17 protein-coding genes are annotated in these 17,110 nt (G+C 50.4%); 8 read left to right on the top strand and 9 right to left on the bottom strand.

Features of this window, described 5'->3' with window-relative positions; translation table 11 throughout:
* The first annotated feature begins 132 nt into the window (after positions 1 to 132).
* Entirely contained in the window at positions 133 to 1,176 is a 1,044-nt protein-coding gene (locus tag ACO0LG_RS03995; protein WP_423023565.1) for a S41 family peptidase, read from the top strand.
* A gap of 305 nt (positions 1,177 to 1,481) precedes the next feature.
* Positions 1,482 to 1,823 carry a YciI family protein gene (locus ACO0LG_RS03990; RefSeq protein ID WP_423023563.1) on the top strand — a complete coding sequence of 114 codons (342 nt, stop codon included), beginning with the start codon at positions 1,482 to 1,484 and terminating at the stop codon, positions 1,821 to 1,823.
* A gap of 57 nt (positions 1,824 to 1,880) precedes the next feature.
* On the opposite strand, the gene ACO0LG_RS03985 is transcribed toward ACO0LG_RS03990, so the two are convergent.
* The 4 genes from ACO0LG_RS03985 to leuC all read right to left on the bottom strand — a co-directional run bounded on the left by ACO0LG_RS03985 (position 1,881) and on the right by leuC (position 6,563).
* Entirely contained in the window at positions 1,881 to 2,948 is a 1,068-nt protein-coding gene (locus ACO0LG_RS03985; RefSeq protein ID WP_423023561.1) for an alpha/beta fold hydrolase, read from the bottom strand.
* 53 nt (positions 2,949 to 3,001) lie between these two features.
* Complete coding sequence (locus tag ACO0LG_RS03980; RefSeq protein ID WP_423023559.1) at positions 3,002 to 4,324, bottom strand: 2-hydroxycarboxylate transporter family protein; 1,323 nt, start codon at positions 4,322 to 4,324, stop codon at positions 3,002 to 3,004.
* Positions 4,325 to 4,497: 173 nt separating this feature from the next.
* Entirely contained in the window at positions 4,498 to 5,136 is a 639-nt protein-coding gene (gene leuD, locus ACO0LG_RS03975) for a 3-isopropylmalate dehydratase small subunit (protein WP_423023557.1), read from the bottom strand.
* Positions 5,133 to 6,563: a 3-isopropylmalate dehydratase large subunit gene (gene leuC, locus ACO0LG_RS03970; protein WP_423023555.1), complete on the bottom strand. Its 1,431-nt coding sequence runs from the start codon at positions 6,561 to 6,563 to the stop codon at positions 5,133 to 5,135. Before leuC ends, leuD begins: the two co-directional genes overlap by 4 nt.
* Before the next feature lie 112 nt (positions 6,564 to 6,675).
* Between leuC and ACO0LG_RS03965 the strand changes: the two genes are divergently transcribed.
* From ACO0LG_RS03965 to ACO0LG_RS03955, 3 genes are all read left to right on the top strand, one after another.
* A complete protein-coding gene (locus tag ACO0LG_RS03965; protein WP_423023553.1) occupies positions 6,676 to 7,596 on the top strand; it encodes a LysR substrate-binding domain-containing protein in 921 nt (306 codons plus the stop codon).
* Positions 7,597 to 7,826: 230 nt separating this feature from the next.
* A complete protein-coding gene (locus ACO0LG_RS03960) occupies positions 7,827 to 8,381 on the top strand; it encodes a hypothetical protein (protein ID WP_423023551.1) in 555 nt (184 codons plus the stop codon).
* 7 nt (positions 8,382 to 8,388) lie between these two features.
* Positions 8,389 to 9,216 (top strand): hypothetical protein, encoded by an 828-nt coding sequence (locus ACO0LG_RS03955; protein ID WP_423023549.1) that lies wholly within the window; start codon positions 8,389 to 8,391, stop codon positions 9,214 to 9,216.
* 88 nt (positions 9,217 to 9,304) lie between these two features.
* On the opposite strand, the gene ACO0LG_RS03950 is transcribed toward ACO0LG_RS03955, so the two are convergent.
* A complete protein-coding gene (locus tag ACO0LG_RS03950) occupies positions 9,305 to 10,108 on the bottom strand; it encodes a DUF6602 domain-containing protein (RefSeq protein WP_423023547.1) in 804 nt (267 codons plus the stop codon).
* 284 nt (positions 10,109 to 10,392) lie between these two features.
* Here ACO0LG_RS03950 and ACO0LG_RS03945 point away from each other — a divergent pair, with 284 nt between their 5' ends.
* Both ACO0LG_RS03945 and arr read left to right on the top strand, forming a co-directional pair.
* Positions 10,393 to 12,591, top strand: a complete 2,199-nt coding sequence (locus ACO0LG_RS03945) for an OsmC domain/YcaO domain-containing protein (RefSeq protein WP_423023545.1) — start codon at positions 10,393 to 10,395, stop codon at positions 12,589 to 12,591.
* Positions 12,592 to 12,772: 181 nt separating this feature from the next.
* Positions 12,773 to 13,228, top strand: a complete 456-nt coding sequence (gene arr / locus ACO0LG_RS03940; protein WP_423023543.1) for an NAD(+)--rifampin ADP-ribosyltransferase — start codon at positions 12,773 to 12,775, stop codon at positions 13,226 to 13,228.
* A gap of 261 nt (positions 13,229 to 13,489) precedes the next feature.
* Here the strand turns inward: arr and map are convergent, their stop codons facing one another.
* Together map and ACO0LG_RS03930 are read right to left on the bottom strand one after the other, a co-directional pair.
* Positions 13,490 to 14,257: a type I methionyl aminopeptidase gene (gene map / locus ACO0LG_RS03935; RefSeq protein ID WP_423023541.1), complete on the bottom strand. Its 768-nt coding sequence runs from the start codon at positions 14,255 to 14,257 to the stop codon at positions 13,490 to 13,492.
* Positions 14,254 to 14,469 carry a ParD-like family protein gene (locus ACO0LG_RS03930; RefSeq protein WP_423023539.1) on the bottom strand — a complete coding sequence of 72 codons (216 nt, stop codon included), beginning with the start codon at positions 14,467 to 14,469 and terminating at the stop codon, positions 14,254 to 14,256. The genes map and ACO0LG_RS03930 overlap by 4 nt, the downstream gene beginning before the upstream one ends.
* A gap of 248 nt (positions 14,470 to 14,717) precedes the next feature.
* On the opposite strand from ACO0LG_RS03930, the gene ACO0LG_RS03925 reads away from it, so the two are divergent.
* Positions 14,718 to 15,341, top strand: a complete 624-nt coding sequence (locus ACO0LG_RS03925) for a hypothetical protein (protein WP_423023537.1) — start codon at positions 14,718 to 14,720, stop codon at positions 15,339 to 15,341.
* A 22-nt stretch (positions 15,342 to 15,363) separates the two neighbouring features.
* Here the strand turns inward: ACO0LG_RS03925 and ACO0LG_RS03920 are convergent, their stop codons facing one another.
* Together ACO0LG_RS03920 and ACO0LG_RS03915 are read right to left on the bottom strand one after the other, a co-directional pair.
* Entirely contained in the window at positions 15,364 to 15,969 is a 606-nt protein-coding gene (locus ACO0LG_RS03920) for a response regulator transcription factor (RefSeq protein WP_423023535.1), read from the bottom strand.
* Positions 15,966 to 17,051 (bottom strand): sensor histidine kinase, encoded by a 1,086-nt coding sequence (locus ACO0LG_RS03915; protein WP_423023533.1) that lies wholly within the window; start codon positions 17,049 to 17,051, stop codon positions 15,966 to 15,968. Before ACO0LG_RS03915 ends, ACO0LG_RS03920 begins: the two co-directional genes overlap by 4 nt.
* Between the last annotated feature and the right edge of the window lie 59 nt (positions 17,052 to 17,110).

The raw sequence follows: 17,110 nt of genomic DNA, 5'->3' as shown, positions 1-17,110 counted from the left end.
ACCGGGGTTTCGAATCGAGCAGCGCAGGGCTGTTGAAACCCTTCTGCTGAACGGCCGCAATCTTGCCAACGGCGCGTTTTTTGGTTCAGTTCGCAATTAATCGTTTCCACATATTAATCTGAAAGGAAGATAATGAAAAAGAAATGGATAGTCACACTGTCTTTGTTATTGCTGACCGTGACAGGGGCAATCGCCGGCCCGCTGTCAACAGGGGAGATCGATAGCGCTACCCGGTTGGAGGTCATCGATACGCTGATCGCCAAGCTGAATGCCCACTACGTTTTCCCAGACAAAGCCCAACAAGCCGAGGTCGTCTTGCGCCAGCACCAGCGCGAAGGCAAGTACGATGGGATCACGGACGGCAAACAGCTGGCTAAACAGCTGTCGGATGATATTGAGGGCGTTGTCCACGATAAGCATATGGCGGTATATGTCAGCACCCGCCCGGTGCCGCACGATGATGCAATGCCGCCGCCACCCCAGACGCGGGCGGAGTGGGAAAAACAGGTGCCGCCTGCCGCTCTTGAAAAGATTCTCGCATCAAACCTTGGCGTGGAAAAGGCTGATCACCTTAGTCCCAATATTGGCTACCTGCAGATTTCCTCTTTCGGGCCAGTTTTCCTCATATCCGACAAGTTCGCCGCAGTGATGAATAAACTCGCTGACACCGATGGCCTCATCATCGATCTGCGCAACAACGGCGGTGGCGGGGGAGACTCAGTGGCCCTACTGATCAGCTATCTGGTTGACGAGCGCACCCGCCTCAACGACACCTGGGAACGTACGACCGGCATCACCACGCAGTATTGGACGCAGGATAATCTTGATGGCAAACGCTATGGTGGCAAGAAGCCGGTTCTCATCCTGGCAGGCCCCAACACGAAGTCCGCCGCCGAATCCTTCGCGTACCAAATGCAGGCATTGAAACGCGCCACGGTGATCGGCGAACGCACTTGGGGCGGCGCTAACGCTTCGCGCCCATATCGTCTCAGCGAGTATTTTGCTGCCTTTATACCAAGTAGACGCTCAATCAGCCCAATCACCCATACAAACTGGGAGGGCACGGGCGTCATCCCGGATGTTGCGGCAAAGGTGGACGATGCACTCGCGGCGGCCAAAGATCTGATGCAGCGCCAACTTAATGGCGGCGCACCACCTGTTGCGACGGGTCGCTAAAACTACGGGTCACTAAAACCTCATATCAACATGCTGCGTGTAAAATTCATGTTTGTCACGATGAGGTCGAAACACCCCAACGCAGTCTTTAAGGTCGTGAAATGCTTCATCTCTACGGTAAGAACTTCGCCCGGTGTCCGTTTCCTGAGATAGGAGACGAAGGCGGACAAACACGGCTAGAACGGATGCAGAAGGTTTGGCTTAGTGTTGATTGACAGGTTTTATAGAGTTAAGTTTACGGCTTTAATGACCGGGAATAATTACCATTGTCACCACGCCCTCAATTTTTTTGGAGAAAGTAAATCATGGCAAAGTATCTCATTTCATTTCCCAGCGCTGCAATGAAAGTCCCCGACAGTGAGATGGAGGCGGTAGGACGAGACGCCCATGCTGTGATACGCGAAACCAAGGAAGCAGGCGTCTACGTTTACGCCGGTGGCATTGATGAAACCGCGCCACCCGTTCTGGTATCAGCCAGTGGCATAGTCTCTGAGGGCGGCTACCCCTGGGCACCGCCACTCAATGGCGGCTTTACGGTACTCGAGCTGGCTTCAAGAGAAGACGCCATCGCCTGGGCCGCACGTATCGCCGAAGCTTGTCGCTGTGATCAGGAGCTTAGGGTATTTGGGTTTGATCCGGAATCCTGAAGTCGGAGTGTTGCAGGCCCGATTAATTTATTTGATGTAATCAAAACCACGCAAAAACTATCCCTCAGCTTTCCGGAAAAAGCGCAGAAAGGCATTCAGGGTCTGTTCTGGTGCTTCTTCTGGCAGATAATGTCCACAAGACAGCGCGCCACCGCTGACTGCGCCATCGACAGATTTTTCTTGCCAGGTGTTGAGCACATCATAGGTATTGCCGACGACACCCTTGTTTCCCCACAATACCAGCAAGGGTGACTGGATTTTTTTGTCGGCGTCGGCGGCATCATGTTCAAGGTCTATCGATGCTGCGGCGCGGTAATCTTCGCAGACTGCATGCAGGGTTTCGGCGGTGTAGCAGCGACGATATTCTGCATAGGCTGCGGGGGTGATTGCGCCGGGGGTCTTGTTTTGTTTGTTGATATGGTGTTCCAGATAAAATTCCAGGTTGGCGCCTATCAATTTTTCTGGTAAGGGTGCTGGCTGTATCAGGAAGAACCACCACACATAACGGCTGGCAAATGCCATGTTCGTCGATGCATACATGATGGCAGTGGGGGCAATGTCCAGGAGGGCTGCGCGTTCTATGGCGTCTGGATGATCGAGCAGCATGCGGTGCACGACGCGCCCGCCACGGTCATGACCAGCCACCTGGAAACGAGAAAAGCCCAGTTGCTGCATGACTTCAACCTGGTCTTGCGCCATGAGCCGCTTTGAATACCCTATGTGATTTTCACCACCTTCTGGTTTGCCAGAGTCTCCGTAGCCGCGCAGGTCGGTCAGCACGACCGTAAAATGCTGCGCCAATGCCGGTGCGATTTTATGCCAGCAAGCCAGGGTTTGCGGATGACCATGCAATAGCAGAAGTGCAGGGCCCTGGCCACCCACCAAGGTGTGAATCGTGGTGCCGCTGGTGTTGAGCGTGCTGCTTTTGAAGCCCGGGAACATGCTGGCAATTGCTGATCCTTGTGGAGGCGCGGGTGTATTCACAGGGTATCCTTTACTGGGTAATGTCAGCGTTGCCGCCGATACTGCACCGGCAAGCAGGCTTCTTCTGCGAGTATTGATTTTACTCGCTTCAGTGCTTGCTTTAGCGGTAGTTGCTGCTATTGTTTTTGGGGATTCTGGCATGGCGTTCTCCTGATTTTTTCTTATCTGCATCTGTCAACGATTTCTCCAGCGTTTCAGCCAAAAATCTTCATCAATATCGTCGCCATGACTATCATTGATGCACCGCCTATGCGGGTAGAAATTTGCGCGAAAGGCATCATCTCCATACGGTTCGAAGCAGACAGGATCGCTACGTCGCCTGTGCCACCAAGCCCGCTATGGCAGGCAGTAACGATTGCTGATTCAACAGGGTACATTTTCATCAAAAAGCCTATACCGAAGCCACTTGCCACCATCGCCAGAACGATGGAAGCGCAGATCACGAAATAAGACAAACTCAGCGAATTGACCATCTGGTTCCATGGAACAAACAAAGTCCCCAGCCCCACCAATATCGCAAATGTCAGATTGTTCGTCATGAAGCGGTACATCTGGTAAGCGCCAAGTTCCATATCCGCTGGCATGATCTTGCTGACCTTGACCAAGGCTGCGCCGATGATCATCAGGATAGGGCCAGGGATACCTGTCACTGGTGCCAGTACCGAACCCAGAATAAAGAATGCACAGGTCAGCAACAGGCCAGCCCCCATCAGGCTGATGTTGAGCGGCGCTTCGTTCTGTTTAGCCAGCAATTCCTGGTCATTGCCATTGCGTACCAGGGTGCCGTTACCGCTATATTGCGGGCGCTTCTTGCCAAACCAGCTCAGCGCACCAGCCGACAAAATTGCCACCACATTGCCGATCAATGCAGCCGGGATCAGGGTCGCAACAATTTGCGCTTGTGGCGTCGCCGTGATCTCTGAATAGGCAATCGACAAGGGCAGGATGCCTTCACCAATACCGCCACCAAGAATAGGAATGATGATGTAGAAGAACACATGTTTCATCTCATAACCCAGCAACATGCCAACGGCAAGGCCCGCGCCAACTGCGGCGACAGTACCAACCAGCAGTGGGATAAACATGCGTATGAACCCCTGAACCAGCACCTTGTGGCTCATGCCCAGTATGCTGCCGACCACCAGGCAGGCAATGTACAGATATTGCAGGTTCGCCGTCTTCATCGCTGTCGTCAGCGCCTTGTGCATATCCTGGTCAAACAGATTATAGCCAAGCAGAGCCGAAGGCACGAACAGGCAGAGTATGGCTGATCCGCCTATGTGTTTAAGTAGCGGGATTCTGCTGCCCAGATCACCAAGCAAAAAGCCCGCTAACATCATGACCGCCAAGCCGCCGATCAAGTCATTCGGCAGACGATGGTTGATGGCGGCTGCGATAGTGATTACAGCCAATACGATATACACGGGTAATGGTAATGGCCCGATACGGATCGCCATCAACCTGTTCCAAAAACCTGCGCCTGCTGGTTCGGCAGGTAAAGCTGTTTCTATATGCATTTTTGTCTCCATTATTTTTTAGAAGCTGCCGGGAAATTAACCTGGCGTTGTTGCGCCTCCTTGCCGTACTAAAGTACTGTCTGCGTCGGCGACGCCTAGCCATCTTAATTTCCCAGCAGCCTCTCTATATCGCGCCGCACGAACGTCCGGTCGCATTGCCTGTTATGGTTTGTTCAAACCAGGCTGTCTCTGGTCTTGCTTGCCAGATTTTTTAGCCATGGGCGTTTCTGCCAATGACCTGTTGCAAAATCATTGATCTGCTCTTGCATGGCCAGTGTTGCACCGACCATATCCAAACCTTCAAGGAACATGCGGCGATGGCGTTCAGACAGAGAGAAAGACGCTGTCAGACTGTTGCTGCGCACTGTCATGCTCTCAACATCAATCAGCACATGCTTGTCTGAAGGACTGCTGATATCAGCAAGCAGCAAGTCAATCTCAGCTTGGGCAAGTGCCACCAGCATGAGCTTGTTGTTCATGGCGTTGGAATAGAAAATTTCTCCAAAGCTGGGGGCAATGACAGCATCAATCCCATACTGTTGCAGACCCCAGACCGCATGTTCACGGCTGGAACCACAACCAAAATTGGGACCGCCCACCAATATCCTGGTGCCAGCGTATTCAGCCTGGTTAAGCACACATTCAGGGCGGCTGTTTCCATCCAGATCAAAACGCATATCGTAGAGCAGACCCTTGGCGAGACCAGCCTTGTCGATACGCAGCAAAAATTGCTTGGGCATGATTTGATCAGTGTCGAGGTTGGCGACTGGCAAGGGTGCCGCAATACCTTCGATTCGGGTTTGGATAGTCATGCCTGTGCTCCTAATTTGCGCACATCAGTAATGCGGCCAGTCACAGCAGCCGCAGCAGCCATCGCCGGGCTCATCAGATGGGTGATCGCACCGCGACCCTGGCGGCCTTCAAAATTGCGGTTGGTGGTAGATGCACAGCGCTGGCCCGGGCTCAACACATCGTCGTTCATGGCCAGGCACATCGAGCAACCGGGTTGACGCCATTCAAAACCGGCATCGATAAAAAGCTGGGCAAGCCCCTCTGCTTCTGCCTGCCGCCTGACTTCGCCCGAACCCGGCACAATCATGGCGCGAACGGCAGGGGCAACGTAGCGGCCTTTGACAATCGCGGCGACTGCGCGCAGGTCTTCGATACGTGCATTGGTACAAGACCCAATAAAAACAACATCGACTGGCAAGCCTTCCACGCCATCACCTGCATGCAAACGTGTGTAATGAAGTGCGCGTTCCATGGTGTGACGCAGGGCATTACCACTGTCTGCTGGCATTTGCGGGATACGGGCCGTAATGGGAATTGCCTGGTCAGGGCTGGTGCCCCAGGTGACATAAGGCTCTACTTCATTTGCATCAAAATGCAGTTCAAGGTCAAAGCAGGCATCTTTGTCGCTATGCAGATCAGCCCAGTCCGTTTGTGCCATGGCCAGCATATCGCCTACCAGATCAGGGCAATGCGCTTTCACATAAGTTATGGTCGTCGCATCTGGCGCAATGAGCGCGCCGCGTGCACCTGCTTCGACAGCCATATTGCACAGCGTCATGCGCGCTTCCATGGACAACGAGCTTATTGCTTCACCACAGAACTCAACAACATAGCCCCGCGCACCTTGCGCACCGATTTGCCCAATGATCAGCAAGATCAGGTCTTTTGCCGTCGTGCCTGTGGGCAAGCGGCCCGCGACATGTATGCGCATGTCCAGCGCAAGTCGATAGACCAGCGTCTGCGTAGCCAGCACATGCTCCACTTCTGAAGTGCCAATGCCAAAACCCAGCGCACCAAACGCACCATAGGTGGTGGTATGGCTGTCACCACAAAGTATCACCATGCCGGGCCTGACCATGCCAAGTTCAGGGGCGATGACATGCTCTATGCCCTGGTAGCGGTCATTGGTATCAAACAAGGGTATGTCATGGAAATCACAATTGCGCTTCAGGTTCGATGCCTGCAAGGCAGAATGTGGCTCGGTAATCGTGCGTATCGCCAGCGGGTGAGTAGGGATAATATGATCGACCACTCCCAGGTTCTGGCCAGGCTGGGCAGCTTTCCTGCCGGCATGGGTCAATGCGGCAAATGCCTGGGGGCTGGTGTATTCGTTCATGATATGCAGATCGGCATACAGCAACACGTTTTGCGCATCCAGGCGGGCTACGGTGTGGGTTTCCACCAGTTTTTGGTATAGCGTTTTTGCTGTACCTGGCAATTCAGTCATGCATGTCTCCTTAGTTGAATTTGGCTCAATTCCCTATGGAAGACAAGTTAATTTATTGCGAATTGATTTACAATGACTTGAAAATCAAACTGTTTTTAACTTAAACGCAAAAATGAGCTCAGTATCTGATGTCGCTTTCTTCACCGAAGTAGTGAAAGCTGGCACGCTCTCAGGGGCCGCGCAGGAGCTTGGCGTATCCACTGCCGCCGTGAGCAGGCGGCTCGCCAATCTGGAAGCGCGCCTCAGCATACGCCTGCTGAACCGCACCACCAGACGGGCCGTTGTCACGCCAGAAGGCGAGCTATACCTGGCTGAGGGCCAAAAAATCCTGGCCGCACTGGAAGAGTTGGAGCAACGCCTGTCCAGCAGCAAGGCTGTCCCCAAAGGCCTGCTGCGTGTGAACGCCAGCTTTGGGTTTGGCAGACAATTCATTGCCCCCGCCATCGCAGGCTTTGTAGAAAACTATCCGGATGTGGAAGTGCAGATGCAACTGACGGACAGACCCGTCAACCTGTCCGACGATGGCTTTGATGTCTGCATACGATTTGGTGAAGTCCCTGACGCCAGGGTCACCTCAAAAAAAATCGCCAGCAACCGCCGCCTCTTGTGCGCATCCCCCATCTACCTTGAACGCCACGGCACACCGCTGACACCAACTGACCTGCAACGCCACCGCTGCATCGTCATTCGCGAAAGTGATGAGACTTACGGCACCTGGCATCTGCACAACGCAAATTCGCAGGCAACGGTAAAAGTACGCGGCACGGTATCAACCAACGACGGCGAATCAGCAGTCAGCTGGGCCTTGCAGGGCCAGGGCATCTTGCTGCGCTCAGACTGGAACGTCGCACCCTACCTGCAATCTGGCCGGCTGCGCGAAGTGCTAAGCGACTGGAAGCTACCCAATGCAGACATTCACGCTGTGTATCCCATGAAGAACAACCTGTCTGCCAAGGTGCTGGCATTTGTGAGTCACCTGGAAAAATATTTCAGGCAATACCGTTCGCAGGATGGGGTTAATACTGGATGGTAGAAGGGGTTTGAATGGGCAGACTCACCTTGATTCTTAGAGGATTACCGTAATCGTATCTTATACGACACGGACTATCGTTTGAAAATCCGCTACTTGTATTCGTAAAACTTAATTAAATCTGTCGTACTTCAGGGCATAAAAATCACGTATTTTATAGATAGGTAAGATGCCATCCTAATAGTTACCAGCCGAGTTCGGTTAAGAACAATCCCTACTGGAGAAAAAATTCCATGTCTAACATCGCAAAATTTGGTCTCAAGTCTCCCTACGATTTATATGAGAAATTAAAATATGATGCTCAATTGCTGTTGCGACGGCGGCGAGAGAATGCTGAGGAATATCGCCAAGAAGAATTTGAAGCATTCAATTTTTTTGTTACGGCATGGCATCTATACTACGATTGGTTACAAGGCGTGAGCAAAGATAAACCTAAGCATTCGCTTGAGAAAATTCAAAAAGCAACTTCGGAATTCAGAGAAATCAAAGATGTCATGAAGAACATTGCCAACGGCAGCAAGCATTTTGAACTGAATGCACCCGCTAAGGTTGCCGTGGGTGACCGCGAAATTAGCTCTTATTATTCATATTTTTTCGGACCTCAATTTTCCATTGATACGAAATCGTTTCATTTTCTGATGTACGAATTGGTGGGGGTAATAATGACATACTTTGAATGGATTTTTGACGATTCAAAGCCGGTATTGGTACCATTGGAGATAATTGAGAAGCTAAAAAAAGCGCGTGAACTTCGTACTGAACGAAAGAAATACACCTCAATAAAATGATTTTGATATGACTAATTCTGCTGCTTCTGTACCAGTCGTAACTTCTGCGTGGATGATATATGTGCCGGTAATTTGCGCGCTTATTGCTTCATCCGTAACGATTATAGGTATCGTCCTAAATAGCTATTTTGCTCGTAAACACAAGAAGGAAGAGCAAGAGCATGCGATTAAAAAAGAAATATTTTTAGGATTTGCTGAATATATTTCCAATTCAATGGCGTTGTTGCAAGCGGTGGTAAATCCGAGTTTAGAAGTGCAGGCTGTGCTTTCCAAGTACAGTGAGCAGGCCGGAGTGATAGGGAAAATGTACGTAGTTGCTGAACCAAATCTGTTGCTAGCAGCGAGGGCTCTAGTAACAGAATTAGAGACATATGGTTCTGAATTGGTGGCAATGCGTCGAGGACTGGATAATATTAACTTAAAGGTCGCCAACTTAAAAGAGTCGCATACTGAAGCTTCAAAAGCTCTCGACAATCTGAATGAGCATCGCCTATCGCTCTTTAGGTCCGGAACAATTCCGACAGAGAGTGTTCAGTCAGCCCATCAATGGGAGTGCGATTTTATTATAAAGCGATTAGATGAACTTACTGACACGCTGTATAAAGCGGAAGTTGAGGCATATCACTCTGCATTAAGTCTTTTTGAAATAGGTATCACTGCTTCTCAACAAGTGGAAGAGAAGACATTTATTGTGCTGCGATTAATAAAGGAGCAATTAAAAATTCCACATCAAGCTTTCACCTATGAAGAAGCGGTCAAAACACAGCATAAAAAGAGGGCCGAATCTGCGAAGAAGTTGATTCAAATACGGAAGGAAGCTACGGCTAAGAACTGACATCTTAGGTTAAGCATACTTCACATGCTTGAATTTCATTGCTCACCTAATGAAATTCCGTTAAATAATGAATGGTGTATTTGGTCACTTAAAGTCTTCTGATTTTTTCGTAGATGGCTTTATAAGAGAATAATATATGTGTGGATGCATTAGCATTATTTTGAATTTCGTCTAACGTGTGGGTCATTGCTTGGACATCAGAATTGTCTGCATCGTCAATCCGAATGTATGTTCCTTCAGGTACTGCTACAGATGTGCCTGTTGCTTTATCATGAAGTAGTTGTCCCAATCCTGCCCGCAAGATGTAATATTTCCCTATAACATGAATAAGATTCACTCTTCTGCCAACCGGTATATGGCCATTATTCTCGTAGTACTCGTTTAAATGGCAAGTGAGTGTGTCAGACCTGATAGCATCCGACGCATAAATCACCTTGAATGGCCAATCGTCATACTTTCGAAGTATAAATAATTGATGCACTCTTTCGCCGAGTGGTTTTGTCAGTGGAATTGAGGCCAATCCTTCAAGTGCATCGTGAAGTTGTTTTTTATCAAGTGTTGATTTAACTGAGATAACAGCCAAAGTTCCTTCTACCGGAGAGAAGCTTTTCCCGGATCCATCATTTACATCAAATTTCGGAGTTGTATCTGTTGTAATCAAAATGTCTAGTTGCTTGGATTCATTTCCGTTTTCATCAAAAAGAAATCCTCCTAATCGAACGTTACATTTTTGTGGCGCATGATTCTCTAGAAAACGCACATATGCCATTTCACGAGTGACGCCTATGTCCGAAGTGTTTGGGAATATGGACGCCTTCTCCGCGTCAGCTTTAAGCCCAACCCCTATATCTGCGTAATACTTTTTAAGCCTTTGAAAAATATCTTTTGTCATATCTATCCCTTGACTTTTATTTTATGGTACTAGTGCGTTAGTCGTATTGTAGTAACAAGATTAGAGTAAAAAACAGACGAAATCGTTAATCTTTATTTAATGTATCAATTTCACCTGTATGCGTGCCAGCAAACAGCACCGACCTATATCGCAGAAAATTGTCTAGTAAAACGGGCCAAATTCAGCGCCAATTATTAGGTTGTTCAACAAGCCTTCCCCGCCATCCAAGAAAAACACGGATAATACCGCCTACACGTTTTCGTACACTATTCTGGAACTCCCCCATGGAAATTAAGGTTAACTTTCTCGATAAGCTTCGTCTTGAAGCCAAGTTCGATGATTTTACGGTGGTGGCTGATCAGCCTATCCGTTATAAGGGGGATGGTTCTGCGCCTGGTCCTTTTGACTACTTTTTGGCTTCGTCGGCCTTGTGTGCGGCTTATTTTGTGAAGTTGTATTGCAATACGCGCAATATCCCTACTGAAAATATACGGCTGTCGCAGAATAATATTGTTGACCCTGAAAACCGTTACGCGCAGATTTTCAAGATACAGGTGGAGTTGCCTGCGGATATTTCTGCCAAAGACCGTGAAGGTATCCTGCGTTCCATCGACCGTTGCACGGTCAAAAAAGTGGTGCAGGCGGGGCCGGAGTTTGTGATTGAAGAGGTCGAGAACCTGGATGCGGATGCACAGGCTTTGCTGAGCTTGAATCCCACTACGGATGCTGCTACCTATATCCTTGGCAAGGATTTGCCGCTGGAGCAGACTATTGCGAATATGTCTGGCTTGCTGGCGGGGCTGGGTATCAAGATAGAGATTGCTTCTTGGCGCAATATTATTCCTAATGTGTGGTCGCTGCATATACGCGATGCGCATTCGCCCATGTGTTTTACCAATGGCAAGGGCGCGACCAAGGAAAGCGCGCTGGCATCGGCTCTGGGTGAGTATATCGAGCGCCTGAGTTGCAACCATTTTTATGCGGGTTCGTTCTGGGGTGAAGACATCGCCAATGCGGCCTTTGTGCATTACCCGGAAGAGCGCTGGTTCAAGCCAGGCAAGAGGGACGCTTTGCCCAAGGACATACTGGATGAGTATAGCCGGGAGATTTACAACCCCGATGGCGAGCTGCGCGGCTCGCATCTGATCGATACTAATTCCGGCAATGCAGAGCGTGGCATTTGCTCGCTGCCTTATGTGCGTCAGTCAGATGGCCAGGTCGTTTATTTCCCTTCCAATCTCATCGAAAACCTGTACGCCAGCAATGGCATGAGTGCCGGTAATACCCTGGCTGAAGCGCAGGTGCAGTGTCTGTCTGAAATTTTTGAACGCGCCGTCAAACGTGAAATTCTGGAAGGTGAAATCGCTTTGCCGGATGTGCCGCAAGAAGTGCTGGCGAAATATCCTGGCATTGTGGCGGGCATACAGGGGCTGGAAGAGCAGGGCTTCCCGGTGCTGGTGAAGGATGCATCGCTGGGTGGTCAATATCCTGTCATGTGCGTGACTCTGATGAATCCGCGCACGGGTGGTGTGTTTGCCTCTTTCGGCGCGCACCCCAGCCTGGAGGTGGCGTTGGAACGTAGCCTGACAGAATTGCTGCAAGGCCGCAGTTTTGAAGGCCTTAATGATTTGCCTCAGCCTACCTTTGTCAGCAATGCGGTGACTGAGCCAAATAATTTTGTTGAGCACTTCATTGATTCAAGCGGTGTGGTGTCCTGGCGCTTTTTTAGTGCCAAGGCTGATTACGAATTTGTTGAATGGGATTTCTCAGGTCAGGGCGAAAACTCGAATACGGATGAAGCCGCGACCTTGTTTGGCATACTCAAGGAGTTGGGCAAGGAAGCCTACATGGCCGTGTATGATCACCTGGGTGCGACTGCCTGCCGTATTCTGGTGCCAGGTTATTCTGAAGTGTATCCGGTGGAAGACCTGATCTGGGATAACACCAACAAGGCCCTGCTGTTCCGTGCTGATATCCTGAATCTGCATACGCTGGATGATGAACAAATGGAAGACTTGCTGGAACGTCTGGAGAATAATGAGCTGGACGAATACAGCGACATCGCCACCCTGATAGGCATAGAGTTTGACGAGAACACGATCTGGGGCCAGCTCACGGTCGTTGAATTGAAGCTGCTGATCAATCTCGCCTTACAGGACTTTGAAGAAGCAAAAGAGCTGGTCGAAACCTTCTTGCAATACAACGACAATACGGTTGATCGCGGCTTGTTTTACCAGGCCTTGAATGTGGTGCTGGAAGTGACGCTGGATGATGAGCTGGAACTGGATGATTATGTCGTCAACTTCCGCCGTATGTTTGGCAATGAACGTATGGATGCGGTATTGGGTTCAGTCGATGGCAGCGTGCGCTTCTATGGTCTGACACCAACCAGCATGAAACTGGAAGGGCTGGAAAGACACCAGCGCCTGATCGACAGCTATAAGAAATTGCATGTGGCGCGTAGCAAGGCGGCATCCAGCTGAAGATGAGGGCGCTTTTCATCAATAAGGGCGAGACCGTTTTACTCATATGCCAGACTGGCTATGGTAGAGCAATGGTTTTCGTGGAATCTGGTGCACGCCTGAGCATGCCGCCTGCATTACCAATCCAATGTTGACCAACACCTGGCGCCTGAGCAAAAACGTAATTTAAGGAAATATACACATGAGTGATTCAGCGTGGCAGGCAGTTACCCATGAAAACTGTGGCAATGTGAAAGGACCGTTTTATCACGGTACCAAATATGATCTCGAAATAGGTCAGCTGTTAGTGCCAGGTTTCGTCTCCAACTTCGAAGAAGGGCGGGTTTCAAACAACGTGTATTTCACGGCGCTTTTAGAGCCTGCAATCTGGGGTGCGGAATTATCCACCTCACTTACTGGCGCAGAAGGTCGTGGTTACATCTACATTGTTGAACCCACTGGCACCTTTGAAGATGACCCTAACCTGACCAATAAACGTTTTCCCGGTAACATTACGCAATCCTACCGGACTCGTCAGCCTCTGAAAATAGTGGGCAAGGTGAATGACTGGACGGGGCATGCGCCGGAAGTGCTTCAGCAGATGATTGATGGTCTCAAGGAAAAAATGCGTAATGGCCTAGCCGTGATTGAAGACTAGTCGATGACTTTTGAAAATCTCATCGAAATCCATATTCGTTTTACCTAAAGACGGATTGTATCCACATGCTCGCTTGAGCCAACAATTTCCCTGAACAATTGGTGACTGTTATTTAGCAAGTCCGATAGTGATGCAAACCAGATGTCACTGAGTAGTTGATGAATAACTCAGCGACAATATGTCGGGCGGCGCATATGGCAATGCAAGTGGGCAAGGGGGCTTAAGTGGTGCAAGATAGCTGACTGGACACGAAGTGTCAGATTAGCACAAAGCTCTTTCTCCAGGCCGCAAGGTTAATACCTGTACACCGGTTTTTGTAACGGCGACCGTATGCTCAAACTGGGCGGATAATTTGCCGTCCATGGTGACGACTGTCCAGCCATCATCTTCTGTGCGTACGGCGTGGTGGCCCTGGTTGATCATGGGTTCTATGGTGAAGACCATGCCTTCTTTTAATATCATGCCGGTGCGGGGTTTGCCCCAGTGCAGTACCTGCGGTGGTTCGTGCATTTCACGGCCTATGCCATGGCCGCAATATTCCCTGACAACGGAATAACCGCTGCGTCTGGCGTGCCGTTCTATGACATGGCCTATGTCTCCCAGCCTGGCACCGGGGCGCACGGCTTTAATGCCTTTCCACATGGCTTCATAAGTTACTTGCACGAGCCGCTTGGCTGATGATGTCACTTCGCCAACGAGATAGGTCTTGCTGGAGTCGGCGATGTAGCCATTTTTTTCGAGGGTGATGTCAAAATTGACGATGTCGCCATCATGCAGGATTTCTGCTGGAGAGGGCACGCCATGGCAAACAGCATTGTTGCGTGAAGAGTTCAGGGCATAGGCATAGCCGTATTGCCCCTTGCTGGCCGGGCGCGCCTTGAGTTCATTGACGATGTAGCTGTCGACCAGGTCATTCACCTGCATGGTGGACATGCCGGCCAGGTTCAAGGTGTCGAGGTGGGAAAACACGCTGGCCAGCAATTTGCCCGACTCTGCCATCAGGGCGATTTCTTCAGGGCGCTTGGTCATGCTACTGCCGCCCTGAAAGACTGCGCCTCATCCACCCCGGCGGCGCGTAGCTCGCGCACGACGATTTCGTTAAAACTCAAGGTAGGATTCATTTCGCACAACATGCCTATCTTGATCCAGAAAGCGGCTTGCGCATTGATGGAGCGACAAGCTACCGCGCTTGCCTTGCGTAACTGGTCGTGCAGATCGTCGTCGATGTTGACTATGCCCATGTGGCACCTTTATATATGAAACATATATGAATTATATATACTTCATATGCAAGGATGCAAGCAGTTTTTGGGTGCAAATCTTGCCATGGATGTGCTGCTGTGTGATTTTGTCATTGCACTCTGGTCAACAAAGGCACTTGCCGATATAGTCTGGTATAGCAGTTCTGGTGTTTTACTGGCAAGTTGACTGGCAATGAGTTGACGAGAATTCTGTTACCTCCTGCATCCATCAAAAAAAGGAAGAGAATATGGGACCGACCAAGATCATGATCATCCGCCATGCAGAAAAGCCTGGCACTTATGGAGCAAGTGTTTATGGTGGCGTTAATTTGCTGGGGGCCAGCGATAACGAGTCTTTGATTACGCTGGGCTGGGAAAGAGCAGGTGGTATCGTCAGTTTGTTCAATCCCACCAATGGACAATTCCAGAATGCAGAACTGGCTGTACCCAATTTCATTTACGCGTCCAATCCCGCGACTGCTGGTGGCAAGGAGCCTAGCCAGAGGCCGTATCAGACTATCACTGCACTGGCTGCCAGGTTGAACCTGACGCCGAATACATCTTTCGACAAAGATCACTATCAACACAGTGATGGCATGGTAGCCAGTGTGCTCGCGCAATCCGGTACGGTGCTCATCTCCTGGCAGCATGAGGACATCTGGCAGGGGCCAGGTCAGGACTCGGTGCTGAACGAATTGCTCAAAAAGACAGGCACGGCCAACTTCTCGAATTTGCCGACACAGCCATGGCCTGGATCGCGTTACGACATGGTTTTCGTGCTGGACAGGCCAAGTGGCACGGGTGTGTTTACCTCTTTCACCCAGGTGCCGCAAATGCTGCTTGCGGGTGATAGTACTGCACCGTTTAAATAGCTTCAGTTTGTTATGTAGCTTGTTACAGCCAGCCTGCGTCACTGGCTATTCTGTAAGCCTCACCGCGGTTCCTGACATGCAGTTTGCCGATGGCATCTGACAGGTAATTACGTACTGTGCCTTCAGATAAATGGATTTTCCTGGCGATGTCGGCATTGCCAGCACCTGAGCCTGCCAGGCGCAGGACCTGGCGTTCGCGTTCTGACAAGGGGTCGTGCGGGCCGTTCCAACCTTCCATGGCGAGTTCAGGCGCAATCACGCGGCCACCTGACTGCACGGTGCGTATTGCTGCTGCCAGGCTGTCTGAGGGCGAGTCTTTAAGCAAATAGCCGCGCACACCGCTGGCGGTGGCACGGCGCAAATAGCCTGCGCGGGCGAAGGTCGTCAGCATGATGACTTTACATGGCAGCCTTTGCTCTGCAATGCTCGCGGCCAGCTCCAACCCTGTCATGATGGGCATTTCTATATCCGTCAATACTATGTCAGGGTATTCTTGCTGACAGGCTTCCAGCGCTTGCTGACCGTTTTTTGCGAGGGAGATGACTTGCATGTCAGGCTCAAAGCGCAGCAACGCGGCAAGCGCGCCAGATACCAGCGCATGGTCTTCCGCAATCACGATGCGTATCATGCCGCACCTTTGACAGGTAGTGAAATTACTATGCTCAGGCCATTTGCCTGATGGAGATTGATGCTGCCCTTCAAGGCGTGTATGCGTTCTGTCATGCCGCTCAGGCCACAGCCTTTCCTGATTGCTCTGTTTGCCTGGACGGTGCCGTCATCTGCGATAGTGAACCTGATATTTTTTGCGTCCGACGACAGGGTGATCTTGCATTTGCTTGCCCCGGCGTGACGGATAATATTGGTGACGGCTTCGCGCAAGGCAAGTGCGATGACATTTTCCAATGATGGCGGGATGCTGCATTGTTCTATCAGGGCCGTCATGTTGACACCGGCTGCCTGCAAGTTTTTTTTTGCTGCATTTAATTCCGCATTCACACTATTTGTGCGACAGTTATGCACTGTTGTACGTACTTCTCTCAAGATGTTACGCGCGCTGTGTTCTATGTCGATCAATTCATGGGCGCATGCACCCAAATCATTGTTGATCAGTTTGCGCGCCAGGTCGGCCTTCAAGACGATGACGGACAAGGTATGGCCCAGCACATCATGGATATCGCGGGAAATTCTTTCGCGTTCAGCAAGCCGGGCCTTATTGGCTATCTCTTCATGCTTCATGAATAATTGAACGTCAGTTTGGCTATTCTTTTCGAGCAGGATACTGACCAGGCCAACCGGGATGCAAAACAGCAGCGCTGGCAACAGAAAATCAAACGGTAACTCCAGGGCGGCATTTGCCATCAGCAAAATTGCACACACTATCGACAAGGCAGTGCAGGCAGCGCGGGTATTCTCCAGGCGCTGGCACATGCCAACACCGACCATGACAAATGCGGCAGCACCGGCATTATAAGGTGCCCACAAAATACCTGTCATGGCGGCAGCGATGATGCAGGCCAGCAGGCGATTGCCATTCACCTGCAAGCTGTATTCAAACAAGATGATAAAGCCAGCCAGTGTGGCGATGACCAACAGCAGCTCGCCCGTTTGCGGGACAACTCGGGTGTATTTCAATAAAAAGAAGGCAGGGAGGATCAGCCAGAAAAGGGATGATGTTTTACGCTTGTCAGTGCTGACATTTGTATTGCTCATCTCATTCTCTTTCTCCGGCAAAGGCATTGCTGAAGCAGGGCTAAAGTTGTCGGTTTTCT

This window comes from Undibacterium sp. Ji42W (assembly GCF_049340405.1).
GTDB lineage: Bacteria > Pseudomonadota > Gammaproteobacteria > Burkholderiales > Burkholderiaceae_D > Undibacterium.
The sequence above is the reverse complement of the archived record's forward strand: the minus strand, read 5'-3'. Positions and strand labels throughout refer to the sequence as shown.